Annotated in this window: 1 protein-coding gene and 1 pseudogene; both read right to left on the bottom strand. The window is 68.0% G+C overall.

Annotated features, from left to right (window positions below; translation table 11 throughout):
* Positions 1-30 precede the first annotated feature (30 nt).
* Positions 31-837 (bottom strand): annotated as a pseudogene (locus tag AX737_RS06775) (IS3 family transposase); the annotation flags it as partial.
* Positions 828-1,092: transposase (locus AX737_RS34155; protein WP_066920056.1), on the bottom strand; the 265-nt coding region annotated here is incomplete at its 5' end. The pseudogene AX737_RS06775 and the gene AX737_RS34155, both read right to left, overlap by 10 nt.

Here is a 1,092-nt window from a genome sequence, read left to right as displayed (position 1 = left end):
AGTGGAGTGGTCCCCTGACGGTGGGCACGATCAGGCGGCGGTTTTGACCGTCTGCCGGGCGTGCTGCTCCTCGAACTGCACGGGGCTCAGATAACCGAGCGCGGAGTGCAGGCGGGGGGTGTTATAGACCTCTTCGATGAAGTGCGGCAGCTCAGCCGCCACATCGGCGAAGGTCTCGAACGCCATCGGGTATACCCCCTCGACCTTGAGCGTCTTCATGAAGCTCTCGGCCTTGGCGTTGTCGTAGGGATTGCCGCGCCGGCCCATCGAGCCGACGAGACCATGATCAGCCAGCACCTTTCGATACGCCTCAGCAGCGTATTGACTGCCGCGGTCCGTGTGGTGGGTCAGTCCTGGCGCCGGCCGACGCCGCTCGATCGCCGCGTGCAGAGCCGCGATGGTCAGGCGGGCGTCGATCGACCGGCCAAGCGCGTAGCCGACCACCCGCCGCGACCAAGCATCCAAGATAATCGCGACGTAGACGAAGCCGCCCGTCACCGCGACGGAGGTCAGATCCGCGACCCAGAGCTGGTCGGGCCCGTCCGGCACGATGTCCCGGGCCAAGTTCGGGAAGATCGGGCTGTCGTGATCGCTGTCGGTGGTCGTGACGTAGCGGCGCCGGACGCGCGGTTGCAGGTCGTGCTCCCGCATGAGGCGGCGGACCTTCTTATGGTTCACCCGCCAGCCCTGCTGGCGCAGGGCCGCCTGGACGCGGCGCCAGCCGTAGGCTTCGAACGCGTCGCAGACCGCGGCCATGGCCTCGACGAGGGCGGTGTCGTCGGCAGCCCGCGTCGGGGCATCGTAGTAGGTGGAGCGCGCCAGACCCATCAGCCGGCATCCCGCGGCGACAGAGAAGCTGCCGGGCCGGTGATCACGGACATAGGCCCGCTTCGCGGCGGCGGTCCGTTGCGCAGAGCCCCCTTTAAAAACTCAAGCTCAAGCGCCTGCCGCCCGACGAGCCGTTCGAGCGCGGCGATGCGAGCCTCATAGGCCTGGATCGTGTCGGCGGCGGCCGCGTCATCGTCGAACGCGCCCGTCTCGTACTTCTGCACCCACACGCGCACGAGGTTGCGCGAGAGATCGTGGCGCTTG

It is taken from the genome of Methylobacterium sp. CCH5-D2 (assembly GCF_001556475.1).
Classification (GTDB): Bacteria; Pseudomonadota; Alphaproteobacteria; order Rhizobiales; family Beijerinckiaceae; genus Methylobacterium; species Methylobacterium hispanicum.
This window is presented reverse-complemented; position numbering and strand designations above follow the sequence as displayed.